This is a genomic window from Proteus columbae (assembly GCF_009914335.1).
Taxonomy (GTDB): domain Bacteria; phylum Pseudomonadota; class Gammaproteobacteria; order Enterobacterales; family Enterobacteriaceae; genus Proteus.
On record NZ_CP043925.1, the window covers coordinates 2,851,235 to 2,866,292 of the forward strand.

The 15,058-nt window shown below is 35.8% G+C and carries 11 protein-coding genes; 7 read left to right on the forward strand and 4 right to left on the reverse strand.

The features are described 5' to 3' along the window. Nucleotides 1-59: 59 nt before the first annotated feature. The 5 genes from F1325_RS13600 (at nt 60) to yacG (ending at nt 4,226) form a co-directional block, all read left to right on the forward strand. Nucleotides 60-1,160 carry an ATPase, T2SS/T4P/T4SS family gene (locus tag F1325_RS13600; RefSeq protein WP_109371114.1) on the forward strand — a complete coding sequence of 367 codons (1,101 nt, stop codon included), beginning with the start codon at nt 60-62 and terminating at the stop codon, nt 1,158-1,160. Further along, nucleotides 1,157-2,356, forward strand: coding sequence for a type II secretion system F family protein (locus F1325_RS13605; protein WP_109371116.1), 1,200 nt, complete (start codon nt 1,157-1,159; stop codon nt 2,354-2,356). Before F1325_RS13600 ends, F1325_RS13605 begins: the two co-directional genes overlap by 4 nt. Before the next feature lie 234 nt (nt 2,357-2,590). After that, nucleotides 2,591-3,214: a dephospho-CoA kinase gene (gene coaE, locus F1325_RS13610; protein ID WP_109371118.1), complete on the forward strand. Its 624-nt coding sequence runs from the start codon at nt 2,591-2,593 to the stop codon at nt 3,212-3,214. Next, nucleotides 3,207-3,959 carry a cell division protein ZapD gene (gene zapD, locus F1325_RS13615; RefSeq protein WP_109371120.1) on the forward strand — a complete coding sequence of 251 codons (753 nt, stop codon included), beginning with the start codon at nt 3,207-3,209 and terminating at the stop codon, nt 3,957-3,959. Before coaE ends, zapD begins: the two co-directional genes overlap by 8 nt. Before the next feature lie 54 nt (nt 3,960-4,013). Continuing rightward, entirely contained in the window at nt 4,014-4,226 is a 213-nt protein-coding gene (yacG, locus tag F1325_RS13620) for a DNA gyrase inhibitor YacG (protein WP_088494938.1), read from the forward strand. A gap of 86 nt (nt 4,227-4,312) precedes the next feature. On the opposite strand, the gene mutT is transcribed toward yacG, so the two are convergent. From mutT to tnaC, 4 genes are all read right to left on the reverse strand, one after another. Beyond that, nucleotides 4,313-4,705, reverse strand: a complete 393-nt coding sequence (gene mutT / locus F1325_RS13625; protein ID WP_160230578.1) for an 8-oxo-dGTP diphosphatase MutT — start codon at nt 4,703-4,705, stop codon at nt 4,313-4,315. Nucleotides 4,706-4,811: 106 nt separating this feature from the next. Beyond that, nucleotides 4,812-6,062: an aromatic amino acid transporter gene (locus F1325_RS13630; protein WP_109371124.1), complete on the reverse strand. Its 1,251-nt coding sequence runs from the start codon at nt 6,060-6,062 to the stop codon at nt 4,812-4,814. A gap of 72 nt (nt 6,063-6,134) precedes the next feature. Next, the gene (locus F1325_RS13635) at nt 6,135-7,538 is read right to left on the reverse strand and encodes a tryptophanase (RefSeq protein WP_160230579.1); all 1,404 of its coding nucleotides are present in this window, start codon (nt 7,536-7,538) and stop codon (nt 6,135-6,137) included. Nucleotides 7,539-7,652: 114 nt separating this feature from the next. Further along, entirely contained in the window at nt 7,653-7,757 is a 105-nt protein-coding gene (tnaC, locus tag F1325_RS19565) for a tryptophanase leader peptide (RefSeq protein ID WP_071788547.1), read from the reverse strand. Nucleotides 7,758-8,588: 831 nt separating this feature from the next. Here tnaC and F1325_RS13645 point away from each other — a divergent pair. Both F1325_RS13645 and hpmA read left to right on the forward strand, forming a co-directional pair. Further along, on the forward strand, nt 8,589-10,274 hold the full coding sequence (locus F1325_RS13645; RefSeq protein WP_160230580.1) for a ShlB/FhaC/HecB family hemolysin secretion/activation protein: 1,686 nt from the start codon (nt 8,589-8,591) through the stop codon (nt 10,272-10,274). Nucleotides 10,275-10,307: 33 nt separating this feature from the next. Further along, nucleotides 10,308-15,041: a calcium-independent hemolysin HpmA gene (gene hpmA, locus F1325_RS13650; protein ID WP_160230581.1), complete on the forward strand. Its 4,734-nt coding sequence runs from the start codon at nt 10,308-10,310 to the stop codon at nt 15,039-15,041. Nucleotides 15,042-15,058 lie beyond the last annotated feature (17 nt).

Below are 15,058 nucleotides of genomic sequence, written 5' to 3' on the forward strand. Positions count from 1 at the left end.
TACACACTTTAAATATTGAAGACAACGCAGATAAATCAAAAAGTATAAAGAGGTGAAGAATGGATATCACACACTCTGCAACAGAATTTATTGAGCATTTATTACGTGAAAGTATTTTAAAACGCGTCTCTGATTTACATATAGAGCCTCAACAAACCAGTGTAAGAATTCGCGCCAGAATAGATAATCACTTATATCTATTATCATCTCCTCCAGATGAATTCTCTGAAGGAATAGTCACTCGATTAAAGGTACTTGCTAACTTAAATATTGCAGAAAAGCGGTTACCTCAAGATGGGCAATTTAGTTGGTCTTATAATGAAAAAAACTATTCAATACGAATAGCGACACTCCCCACGCTGTATGGTGAAAAAGTTGTTTTACGACTTATAAATAATTTACAACAACCAGAATTAAATCATCTAGGTTTTCAACCCTCGCATTTAACGCTATTAAAGAAATATTTAAATTTACCGCAAGGAATGATTTTAGTCACAGGGCCAACGGGAAGCGGAAAAACACTCACTTTGTATAGTTGTTTACACTATTTAAATAAAGAGAACCTAAATATAAATAGTGTTGAAGATCCGATTGAATTACCTCTAAAAGGTATTAATCAAATTCAAATTTCTGAAAAATCAGGGATCTCATTTACGACAATATTACGAGCATTACTACGCCAAGATCCTGACATTATAATGGTAGGTGAGATACGTGACCAATCTACTGCTGAAATGGCAATAAAATCAGCGCAAACAGGGCACCTTGTATTATCAACCTTACATACTAATTCGGCGTCATCCACATTAATGCGTCTATATAACTTAGGGATTGAAAAAGATCTTATTCATTCCTGTGTTAGTTTAATTATTTCACAACGATTAGTTCGTTGTTTGTGCCCTCACTGTAAAATATGCTTATCCAATAAACAGCATATTAGTATAAATAAAGAAGAGGTCGAATTACCAAATTGGCAAGCTGTTGGTTGCCAGCAATGCTGTTCAGGCTATAACGGAAGAACGGCTATCTATGAATGCTTTGAACCATCAAAGCAAACACACTCATCCCTTTATCATCTACTCTATTCAGGTTTTTCATTAATTAAACAAGGCATAACAACACTTGAGGAGGTTTATCAAACGCTAGGAGATATTGAATGAGATTACAGCTAATTTATCGCTATGATGCATTAAATTATCAAGGAGAATGGTGCACTGGAAAAATACTGGCGTCCTCTAATAACGAAGCATTTATTAACTTAACTCAACAACAAAAAGTTCCCATAAAAATCCGTTTATATAAAATCGTTTTATTTCAAGATGCTGATAAACAATATCGAATTCAATTATTCGAACAATTAGCTTTATTACTTCGTTCTGGTTTAGCACTTCTTCCTGCATTAACACTATTAAAAAATGAATGTCGTTACTCACATTGGCAATGTGTATTAGAAGATATTATTTTTAACTTAATGCAAGGAGGCTCACTTTCTAAACAATTAAATCGCTATCCACTTTATTTTCCAACCTCACTAAGTCGTTTTGTTTTTATTGGTGAAGAAAGTGGAAAGTTAGATGAAGTGATTACTCTGCAAATAATACAGTTAAAAAAACACCGAGAGATTGTAAAAAGAATCAAAAAAGCTTTTAAATATCCTATTTTTTTACTGACTGTATTAGTTTTTATTACCAGTATTATGTTGCTCTATGTTTTACCTGAATATCAATCTTTATACAGCGCCTTTAATACAGAACTTCCTCTTTTAACACTCGCCCTTATTGATTTTTCACAATGGCTTACTGATTATATCTGCATGATAGTGTTTATCTTTATCGGGTTAATATTTATTTATCGTTTGATTCGTTACTCTTTATCACCCTTTTATTTTGCTGAACAAGCTCTCTTTCTTCATCTTCCCTATTTAGGTAAACTTTTAAAATATCAGCAGCTACATCTTATTTTTCAGATAATCAGTATTACACAACAAGCAGGATTACCTTTATTACAAAGCTTAAAAATAGGAACAGAACAACTTACACACCCTATTTATAAGCGAATCCTTTCTCAAATGAGTGATCACATTATGCAAGGTAAATCGTTGAGCTTATTTATGAAGAATGAGCCTCTTTTTACACCTATTTGTTATCAGTTTATTATTTGTGCTGAAAGCTCAGGACAGTTGCTCTATTTTTGCCAACAATTGAGTGATTGGTTTTATCATCAACTCAATGAGCAATTAAAGACAATAAGTGCTTGGTTAGAACCAATGCTAATGACGGTCATTGCATTGATTATTGGCACATTAATCATTGCTATGTATCTTCCTATATTACAGTTAGGTGATACTATACAGTGAATCACAAGTTTTATGAGTAACATGCTGTTACTCTGTATTGCACTAACTTATTGATTGATGGCAATTCTATTACATATTATGAGGTAGGGTGTCAGGGTAGCAGAAAATCATCTATCATAATAACCGAATAAAACCCAAATATTGCAGTTATTATCTTGTGATAAAAACAAAATTAGGCTTTAGAATACTTGGACTAATAGTAAATTTTAATTCATTAAAAACAGATAAACACAAATGGCTTATACGGTTGCTCTTACAGGCGGAATAGGCAGCGGTAAAACTACCGTTGCTAATGCTTTTGCCTCATTAGGTGTACCTCTTGTTGATGCTGATATTATTGCTCGATTAGTGGTAGAGCCGAACTCCTTAGGACTAAATGCATTGCATCAGCATTTTGGTGGTTGCATTTTGCTACCCGATGGCTCGTTAAACCGAGCACAGCTGCGCCAGATTATTTTTGAAAATAATGAAGAAAAAACTTGGGTTAACAATCTTCTTCACCCATTGATACAGCAAGAGACTCAAAAACAGATACAGCAAATTACAGCGCCCTACTTTATTTGGGTTGTTCCATTATTAATTGAAAATAAATTAACGCATCTCGCCTCTCGCGTTCTTGTTGTTGATGTTACACAGGAAGAGCAAATAGAAAGAACCATGAAACGAGATGGCGTAAGTCGAGAGCAAGTTCTCAATATTTTAAAAGCTCAAGCTCAAAGACAGGAACGATTAGCCGTCGCTGATGATATTATTGAAAATCACGATAATAGCCAAAATATGATTGGAAAAGTTAAGCAACTCCATCAGCATTACTTAGAATTAGCTCAACAAGCGTTACAGGACAATTGCCATGAGTGATGACATCACAACAATCATCTTCGAACATCCCCTCAATGAAAAAATGCGTTCATGGCTTAGAATTGAAAACTCATTGATTCAGATTAACAGTTTTAGTGCAATTGATTCATTACCCACGGCACTCTCGTTTTTCCGTGCGATATCAGAATTTATTGAAGTACTTGATCGTGGCGAAATCCGCGCTGAATTACTTAAAGAATTAGAAAAAAGACAAAAAAAATTACAGCAATGGCTTTCATTTCCTAATGTTGATAAAGCGATTGTCACTCAAATTATTGATGAATTAGCTGAAAATGCAGCCGTATTAAGTCAAGCACCTCGCATTGGTCAGCATTTAAAACAAGATAAAGTCATCAGTTTAGTTAAACAGCGCCTAAGTATTCCTGGCGGATGCTGTAACTTTGATGTGCCAGCATTACATTTGTGGTTAAGCTTACCTCAAACAACCCGTGATGAAAGATTACAAAGCTGGTTAACGGGTTTATTGCCATTACAAAATGCATTAAATAGTTTGCTCATGCTTATTCGCCAATCAGATACATTTAAGCCCGCGCTCAGTCACCGTGGTTTTTATCAAGACAGCGCTGAAGAAGGTGAATTGCTACGTCTTAAGATAGCCATTGATCACCAAATCTATCCTCAAGTCTCTGGGCATAAAAATCGCTATGCGATCCGCTTTTTACCACTTGATAGTGAAAATGGAACAGTACCTCTAGAGCTACCTTTTGAGATTGCTTGTTGCTAACATTATGTTTATTGATATGAGCATAAATCGCACCAATGAAATCTAGGAGAGATAATGAGCGAAGAATTAATTGTAAAATGCCCAACCTGTCAAACAGAAGTTGTTTGGAATGAAAGCAGCCCTTATCGTCCTTTTTGTAGTAAACGTTGCCAACTTATTGATTTAGGCGAATGGGCGGATGAATCAAAACGTATTCCCAGCCAGAGTGATATTAATGACAGTGATGATTGGAGCGAGGCTCCGCAACAAGAGCCTAAAGACTTTTAATACTCTGATTAATAACATAAAAATAGCCACTCAATCGAGTGGCTATTTTATTTATAAACGCTTATTTAACACGACTCTACTTTTACTTACTTCTGCAATAACGCCACAATAGTGCGGTTAGCTGGCGGAAAATCATCAGCATTTAACGATCCAATAGATATCCACTTGAATTTTTGCCCCTCTTTACCATAGGGCTCATTATCCCATTGTGTGACTAAGAAAAAGGATAACGTAATGTGTCTATCTGGAAAATCATGCTCTACCGTTTCAAAAAGAGAGCATTGTGTTACATCAATACCGATTTCTTCTTGTAACTCACGGACTAGCGCCTGCTCTGGGGTTTCTTTATCTTCTAATTTTCCCCCCGGAAATTCCCAAAATCCCCCCATATGCGATTTTAGAGAACGTTGGGTGATAAAGACATTATTGTGTTGATCACAAATAATACCCGCTGCAATATGTAGCTTTTTTTTATCCATTATAGACAACCTATTGAATAGTCCAGTTATTATAACAACTTAACGTTATTATAACGTATATCCAATAGCGCTACTCTGGTTTTCTTTCCCTGATTATCTTGGTTGATTAGCGATATATAGGTAATAAACCGAACTGTGCTAATGTTTGGCAAATAATTCCCACTGCACCAAAAGCGATAACAGCATAAATTAATCCATTGCCTCCCCACACTTTAAAGCCTGAGTTTGGGAATTTCTGGCGTGCTTTTAGCGCCATAACCGCAGGGCAAATAATTGCCCATACACATGCCGCGGTTCCTGCATAAGCAATTGCAATTAAGAAACCATTAGGGAAAAGTAAACATAATAGTAAAGGCGGAGTGAAGCATAAAACGCCAGATTTCAAGCGCCCTGTTTTGTTATCTTCAAATTTTAGTGATGCTAAAATATAGTCGAATAAACCAATCGCAACCCCTAAAAATGAACAGAATACGGCACTAATAGAAAACCATAATAAAAAGCCTTCAATATATTTACTATTTAATACAGTGTATAAAGAATCAATAAAGGCATCTAAGTTACCGCCTTTTTGGATAATGGTAATAAATTGCTCACGAGGTAAATTTCCCATAGTACCAATCATCCAGAGCAAATAAATCACCAGTGCTAACACACAACCAATAATACAGCTTTTCACGACCTTTCTTTCATTTTCATGATAAAGCTTATAAAGGCTACAAACATTACCATGATAACCAAAAGAGGTTATAGCATAAGGAATGATGATAAAAATAAAAGGATAAAGATATAATTGACTTTTGCCTTCAAAGGTAGCAGTAAATAATAAATCGCCTCTCGCTTTGAAGAATAAGCCCGAGAATGCTAATACGAATAGAACAATCTTAATAAATAAAAATATTGAGGTTAAACGGCTGGCACAAGCGCCTCCCCACCATATTGTTGCTCCGAGTACTATGGTAAATACAAAGAATATCGCTCTAAGGTTTAGACTAAAGCCATATAATGATGAAGCTTCATAAATGATCGAACCCGCAGCAGAGATATAAGCATAAATTAATATATACAATACAAATATCAAAGAGGCATTTGCGAGATAACACGCCCATTTAGGTAATAACTCTTTCGATATATGAAAGTAGTTTGTTCCTGCGCCATATTTCGATATACATTCAAGAATATAAATTCCCGAATGAAACATAAAGAAACAGACAATAAATAATATAAAGAGTGAGTTAATAAACCAAGCACCAGACATTATTGTTGGTAGGCTAAACATTCCCGCACCAATCATGGCGCCGCCCAACACAAATCCCCCTACAATAATTGAGGGTTCTTTATTTACCGACTTATTTTCCATTTTTTAGTCCTTACTGAAATAAGGATAGGGCTCCCGCATTGCACGAGAGCCATTATTATTGTGGAGTATTATTTATTTGATAGGTTTTAATCTAGCAGTAAAGTGTCTTAATACAGGTGGTTCATATTCGAACTCGAGACCTTTAAGCGTTTTAAACTTCTCTTTTAAACCGATAAGTGCGTCAGCAATATAATCCATATGGTCGTTGGTATAGACACGACGCGCAATGGTTAAACGCATAAATTCCATATCTGCGTGTTTTTGTTCTCCCGTTGCAGGATCACGACCCAATAAGAACGAACCAATTTCAACAGCACGAACACCAGATTCTAAGTAAAGTGCGTTAATCACAGCTTGAGCTGGGAATTGATCACCTGGGATATGCGGTACTAGTTTTTTACAGTCAACGAAAACAGCATGTCCGCCAGTAGGATATTGAATTGGAATACCCGCTTCACGTAGACGATCACCCAGATATTGAACCTGACCAATACGATAGTGTAGATACTCTTCTTCAGTACCTTCCTCTAAACCTTGTACCATTGCTGCCATATCACGACCCGCTAAACCACCATAAGTAACAAAGCCTTCCATTGGTACACAGCGCTGTCTTGCTAATGTGAATACTTCTTCATTATCACGAATTGAGACTAAACCACCGATATTTAACAGGGGATCTTTCTTCGCTGACATTGTTAATGCATCAGCATATTTATACATATCTAAAATAACTTCTTTGATGGTCGCATTTTTATATTTAGGATCACGCTGTTTAATGAAATACGCATTTTCACAATAACGCGCTGAGTCCATAACAACAAAAATACCGTGTTGTTTTGCGATTTCGTAAACTTCTCTTAAATTATCCATTGAAACAGGCTGACCACCAGCACTATTACAGGTCACTGTTGAAACAATGGCAACAACGTTATCAGCACCATGTTTAGCAATATTTTCTTTTAATTTAGCAATATCAAAATTGCCTTTCCAATCATCATAGGTTTCTGAATCAAACGCTTTTTCAGTCACAATATTAATTGCTTTACAGCCATTTAATTCAACGTGCGCTGCTGTTGTGTCAAAATGGAAGTTAGAAATAAATACAGGATTTTTCGCTTTTCCATCTTTTTGTTTATATTTTAATAATACTGGAAAAAGAATATTTTCAGCACCACGTCCTTGGTGAGCAGGAATAATATAATCGTAGTTAAACAACTCTTTGGCTTTATCTTTTAAATCATAATAGTTTCTTGAGCCTGCATAAGCTTCATCACCTGTTATCATTGCTGCCCACTGGTGATCACTCATTGCGTTAGTACCAGAGTCTGTTAATAAATCAATATAGACAGCATGACTTGGTAATAAGAATGGGTTATATCCTGCTTCTTTTAATGCAACTTCACGTTCTTCTCTTGAAGGAACACGGATTTTCTCTACCATTTTAATACGGAATGGTTCTACGATTCTTTTAGCCATGATAATACCTTTAATATAAATTAAATAATAAAATTAAAAATAAATAAAATAGCCTTCCCATTTAAATTAAACGGAAAAGAGTATTAAATTATTTTGGATGGATATAAAAAAGGATTATTTTTCAGGGAAGAAGAAGGCGAGTTCAGAATCAATATTAAACCATTTCTTCAATCTGAAGAAACCTCTTAATATTATCAAAACATTAAATGATGAGAACATACTTTAACCCTTATCGTCAGGAAATAGTACAATTTACACGCTAATTTATATAACAGTTAAACACGATTAGTAATATAACAATAGTATATTTTGGACAAAAATCACACTATTTATAATTAATGATACATTAACGTGATCACTATCACTTACTTTATTATTTAATAAACTATTTTTTATAACTTAAATTTTTATTGATAATATTAAGTGGTAATACATGTATTTATATTGCATTTTCATAGAATGAAAGTTGCATTTAAATAACCATACTTTTTATCATGATTAATGATTTAACAATAAAATCCTAATCTTTTTACTTTCTTGCTAATCATTTTATTCATTAAAATGAAATAATAATTCATGAAATATTTATTCCAGAATAAAACATTAATAAACTTCCAACCAACAAATGAAAATCTAATTAGCATTCTGCTTTTTTTATATCTTCGAATCTCCTCTCATTATTTATTTTCTCTTTATAAAAAATGAAAAAATTGTAATTAACATAGCTGAATCGATGGTAGTTTAGGCAAGAAGAAAAAATAACATGAAAGATTATAACCATGAAAATCAATACACTAGATACCATTTAAATGAATCATTTGTTTAAGTAATGCTATTTTAGATATCAATCATTTTAGTTATGTCGCTATTTAATAGCGAAAGAAATAAAAATTTATCTTTATTTCGTCGATTTTTAATTTCTTTTCATATTGAGAGTAGCCGGTATTTATTATTCTAAAATTAACGATAATATAAAAACATTAATTATTATCTTTCTATATTTAAGCAATATTATTTATATTTGAATTAATACCTTTATATTGAGGTAAAATGAGAAAAAAAGTTATTTTATTAACACTATTAAGTGGTTTTTCAACCAGTGGATTAACAGCAAATGACGCCGGTTATTTAGGCTCGATGGGAGAATCGCGGCGCGCATTACAAGATAGCCAACGTGAAATAAATCAACTTATTGAACAAAATCGCTATCAACAACTTCAAGAAAATGTATTAGAGGTTTCACCTACCCCCACACTTATTACTGAATCAGAACATTGTTTGCCTATTAATGGGGTTTATGTTCAAGGAATTACTTTACTTAATGAAAAAGATCTTGATTCCTTAACATCATTACCAGAGCAATGTATAAAAAGTGCTGACGTTAACCGTTTAATTAAAGAGTTAACCCAACGCTATCTTCAACATGGTTATATCACAGCCAGAGTCCAATTTTTACGTCCGAATCAAGAGCAACAACTTGGATTGTATGTTATTGAAGGCTTTATTGAAAAAATAGAAGGTGGCGATCGAGGCGTTAATACCGCATTACTTTTCCCTCATATTGAAGGAGAGCCTCTTAAACTTTCAAAATTGGATCAAGGGCTCGATCAAGCAAATCGCTTACAATCGAATAAAGTTAAACTAGATATATTGCCTGGTACGCAATTAGGTGGCTCTATTATTCAGCTCACCAATCAGCGACAAGCACCGTGGCACCTAAATATTTCAAGTGATAATTATGGGCAAAAAAACTCAGGACGCTGGTTAGTTAGAATGAATGCAAGCTTAGATAGCCCATTAGGGTTATCTGATTTTGTTAGCTTAAATGCCAGCATTACCACTGATAATCCCAATACACGTTTTAATCGTGCTTACACCCTACTCTATTCTTTACCTTATGGTGCATTGACATTCAGTACTTTTGGTAGCTATTCCGAGTATGAATTTCATCAAGCATTACAAACACGTACCGTACGTTTATCTGGTGATACCACACAAGTTGGTTTAAGGGGCGATTACGCTTTTTATCGTAGTCAAAAACAGATTGATGCCTTAAATATACAGGTAACGCATAAACGAATACGCAACTATTTCAGCCAAATCCGCCTTGATCTAAGTAGCCCTGCTCTTACAACGGTAGAGCTAGGTATCAACCATTTACACATTGTTCCAAGTGGTGTTATCAGCGTTAATTTAAGTGCTGAGAAAGCCATTGGTTGGTTTGGTGCAGATGAGTCACCTCGTGTTGCTATTGGCAATGGTAATGACTATCGCTTTACAAAAGTTAAGCTTTTTGCCAATTGGCAACATCGTTTTGCTATATCGAATTCTACATTTTTATTCAATAGCGCCTTCTTTGGTCAATATAGCCCCGACACCTTACCAGGTGTGGAATGGCTTAGTTTAACGGATAAAAACGCAATCCGTGGCTTTGATCAAAGCACACTTTCTGGCGATAACGGCGGCTATTTGCGCAATACGCTTTCTTATCCTTATCGGATAAACACATTTTCAATCACCCCTCGAATTGGTCTTGATGCTGGTCGTGTTCAACAACATGGTAACTATGAAGGATGGCGTAGTGGCTATGGGCTAAATTCGGGCTTAAACCTCCAATATCAAAAAGCACAGTTCGATATTGAAGTTGCCAAGGGGCATTTGCTTTACAACCAAACAAATTCCAATAAAACCAAAGACCCTACTCAAGTGTTAGTTAGATTTTCATACTTATTTTGATTCACACTCATAGCAATAAACGGAGAAAACTCTATGAAATCAAAAAACTTCAAGCTCTCTCCTTCGGGTAGGCTTGCTGCATCTTTAGCGATTATTTTCGTATCACTAAATGCATATGCTGGCGGTATTGTTCCTGATGCGGGCAATCAAGGACCGAATGTTTCATCAGTTAATGGTGGCACTCAAGTCATTAATATCGTTACACCAAATAACGAAGGTATCTCTCATAACCAATATCAAGATTTTAATGTAGGTAAACCCGGAGCTGTTTTTAACAACTCTTTAGAGGCAGGACAGTCACAGCTTGCTGGACAGCTAAATGCCAATAGTAACTTAAATGGACAAGCCGCTTCTTTAATTTTAAATGAAGTTGTTAGTCGTAATCCTTCGTTCTTATTAGGCCAGCAAGAAGTTTTTGGTATCGCTGCGGAATATGTACTTTCTAATCCAAATGGTATCACCTGTGATGGTTGTGGTTTTATCAATACCAGCCGCTCTTCTTTAGTTGTAGGTAACCCACTGTTTGAAAACGGTGAGTTAAAAGGTTATAGCACGCTTAATAATACAAATTTACTTTCTATTGGTAAAAACGGATTATATGCGCCCGGCCTTTTAGATTTAATTGCACCTCGCATTGATAGCCGAGGTAAAATAACAGCAGCAGAGATTTCTGCATTAACGGGTCAAAATACCTTCTCTCAACGTTTTGATATTCTTTCATCACAAAAACCCGCTTCTGCCTTAGATAGCTATTTCTTTGGAAGTATGCAATCGGGTCGTATCCGCATCATTAATACCGCAGAAGGAAGTGGTGTTAAATTAACAGGTAAATTTGTTGCTGATAACGAATTAAGTGTCAGAGCAGACAATATTCAAACGGATAGCCAAGTTCGTTATGACAGTTACGACAAAGATGGTAGTGAAAACTATCAAAATTACCGTGGTGGTATCGCGGTTAATAACAGTGGTTCAAGCCAGACTCTGACAAAAACAGAGTTAAAAGGTAAAAACATCACTTTAATCGCTGATAATAAAAACCAAATCAAAGCCTCTGATTTAATGGGTGATGATATTTTATTACAAGGGGCTCATTTAACTGTTGATGGCAAACAGTTACAACAAAAAGACACAGATACTGACAATCGTTGGTTCTATTCTTGGCAATATGATGTCACTAAAGAAAAAGAGCTAGTACAGCAAGTTGGTAGCCATATTGATGCCAAAAATAGTGCTACATTAACAGCAACTAAAGGTGATGTAACACTTGAAGGTGCCAAAGTTAATGCAGGTAACACGCTGGCAATTAATGCCAATAAAGATATTAATATCAATGGATTAATTGAAAAAGAAAGTCGCAGTGAAAACGGCTATAAACGTAACCATACTTCTCGTTTAGAAACAGGTAGCTGGAGCAATAGCCATCAAACAGAAACCTTAAAAGCGAGTGAACTGACCGCAGGTAAAACGCTGGGCTTAAATGCTGAAGGCTCTGTTACCACTCAAGGTGCAAAATTACATTCTAATGAGAATGTTGTTGTTAACGCTAAAGAGAACATCAATCTTAATGTTCAAAATACCAACAATGATAAAACAGTAACCAACAATCATGTTGTTTGGGGTGGTATCGGTGGTGGTAATAATAAGAATAATAACAACAAACAAGAAGTTAGCCATTCAACACAATTAACGGCTGACGGACAACTGTTACTTACGGCAGATAACAATGTCAAAATCACGGGTAGCCAAGTGAAAGGCAACCAAGGGGCTTTTGTTAACACAACCCAAGGTGATGTTGTTATTGATAATGCGATTAGCGAAACCATCACTAAAACTGATGAGCGTACAGGCACAGCCTTTAATATTACTAAGAATTCCCATAAAAATGAAACTAATCAACAAGTTTCAACCGGCAGTGAATTAGTTTCTGATGCACAATTAACTGTGATCAGTGGGAAAGATGTCAATGTTATTGGTAGCTTGATTAAAAGTGCTGATGAGTTAGGCATTGAATCTTTAGGTGATATCAACGTTAAATCTGCACAGCAGACCACAAAAATTAATGATGAAAAAACATCATTAGAGATCACCGGTCATGCTAAAGAAGTTGAAGACAAGCAATATAGCGCAGGTTTTCATATCACTCATACATCCAATAAAAACAATAGCACTGAAACCGAACAAGTAGGATCTACTATTAGTGGCGGCAGTGTTAAAGTTCAAGCGGATAAAGATGTCACTTTTGCAGGTTCTGATTTAAAAACAACCGCAGGTAATGCCTCTGTTTCTGGTGACAATGTTGCTTTTGTTTCAACAGAAAACAAAAAAGAAACAGACAGCACAGATAGAACCACTTCAGGTGGCTTTAGCTACACAGGTGGTGTTGATAAAGTGGGCTCTAAAGCTGATTTTCAATATGATAAACAGCATACAACAACTGAGATCACCCAAAATAAAGGTAGCGAAACTCAAGTTGCAGGTGATTTAACCATTACTGCGAACAATAATGTAACGCATCAAGGTGCATCACACAAAGTTGACGGTTCATATAAAGAATCAGGCGAAAATATTAATCATCTTGCGGCAAATGACAGTGCAACATCTAAAACAGATACCTTAAATATCGGTGTCGATGTGGGTGTTAATCTTGATTACAGTGGTGTTACTAAACCGATTAAAAAAGCAGTAGAAGACGGAATTGATACCACAAAACCGGGTAACAATACCGATATGGATAAAAAAGTTACTTTTAAAGATGCCATTAGTAATCTTGCTAACTTAAGTAATTTAGAAGCACCTAATGTCGGTGTTGAAGTCGGTATTAAAGGTGGCGGTAGCCAGAAATCACAAAGCGATAGCCAAGCGGTTTCAACATCAATTACTGCGGGTAAAATCAATTCTGACAGTAATAACAACTTACGTGACCAAGGTACCCATTACCAATCAACACAAGGTGATGTATCACTAACCGCAAATACTCACACCAGTGAAGCGGCTCAAAACAAACACCAAGAGTCTTTCCATGAAACAACAGGTGGTGGTCAAGTTGGTGTCAGCACGAAAACAGGTAGTGATATTACCGTTGCCATTAAAGGCGAAGGTAAAACCACAGATACAAGCTTAACCACAACACAAGCTAAAGGTAGCCAATTTGACTCAAAAGGTAATATCAACATTAATGTACGTGAAGAAGCACATTATGAAGGTGCCCAGTTTGATGCTCAAAATGGCAAAACCGTGATCAATGCTGGCGGTGATTTAGCACTGGCACAAGCCACTAATACTCATAATGAAAGCCAACATAGCGTTAATGGCAGCGCAAACCTCAAAGTAGGCACAACACCAGACAGTAAAAACTATGGTGGAGGCTTCAATGCTGGTGGTGCAAATCATCAAAAAGATCAGACGACCGCACAAGTGGGTTCAGTTAATGGCTCTCAAGGTATCGAATTAACGTCAGGTCATAATCTGACTCTACAAGGTACTCATTTAACCAGTGAACAAGATGTTTCTCTGACTGCAACTAACAAAGTTGATTTCCAAGCTACTGAGTCTCAACGTACTGAAACAGGTAAAAACTTATCTGGTGGATTACAAGCTGGCTTTGGTCAAAAAACGGGAGAAAAATCATCTTCTGTCAATGGCTTAGGTGGCGCTGAATTTGCTATTGGTAAACAAGATGAGAAAACCATATCTCGTGAAGGTGGAATGATTACTAACCAAGGTAACTTAACAGTTAATGGTAGTTCCGTTAATCTGCAAGGTACGCAAGTTAATAGTAAAGATGCACAATTAACCTCTCAATCGGGTGACACGACAATCACGTCAGCACAGTCAACAGATTACAAAAACAATTGGGGAACGGATATTTCCTTAAATGGAAAGCAGACCAAGACTACACCAAAAGAAGTCACTGAAGAGAACCCAGTCACTTCTATCCATAATATCGGCGGTAAAGTACTGGTCAATGTTGAAGATCAACAAAAATCTACACACCAAAACGCAACGGTAGAAACAGGCACATTAACCGTAAATAGTGATAAAAACGTCGCTCTTTCTGGTGCCAATGTTTCTGCAAATAACGTAACTGGCAATGTGGGAGGTGACTTTACAGTGACTAGTCAAAAAGACAGTGATCGTCACGTTAATGTCGATGTAAATGTGGGTTACAACCACAATAATGATCCTGAATCTAGCAAAGTGGATAAAACAGCCAAAGCAGGTGGATCATTATTGGAAAATACGATCAAAGAGACTATTGATTCAGGAATTAAATCTGCCACTGATGTCATTTCTGATAAATACAATTCACTCTCTTCAAGCATTGCAGATAAAACTGGTATCAGCGGCGAAACTAAAGCCAAAATCGACAAAGGTGTTGGCACAGTAGGCAATGGTATCAAAAATATCGTAACAGGTGCTGAAGGCCATACGGCGAATGCGGATATCAAAGTTTCTCATATTGATAATGATGCCGTTACCCAAACCACAACCTTAACAAGCAAAAATGACATTTCATTAAATGTAAGTGGTACAACTAAACTTACAGGTGCTGAAATTAAAAGTGAGCAAGGTCAGGTTGATTTAAGCGGTAGCAACGTTCAATTAAACAATATTGAAGGTCATCACTATGAAGCAGGTGCAGATCTTGATCTGAAATCATCTGCTGTTGATTTAGTGAAACAACTTGCAGGTGGTGACTTGTCATTAAAATCACCTGTTAAAGTTAATGAAACTGTAAACACAAAATCGTCTATTTCTGAAAAATAATAGACACCCTATAAAAG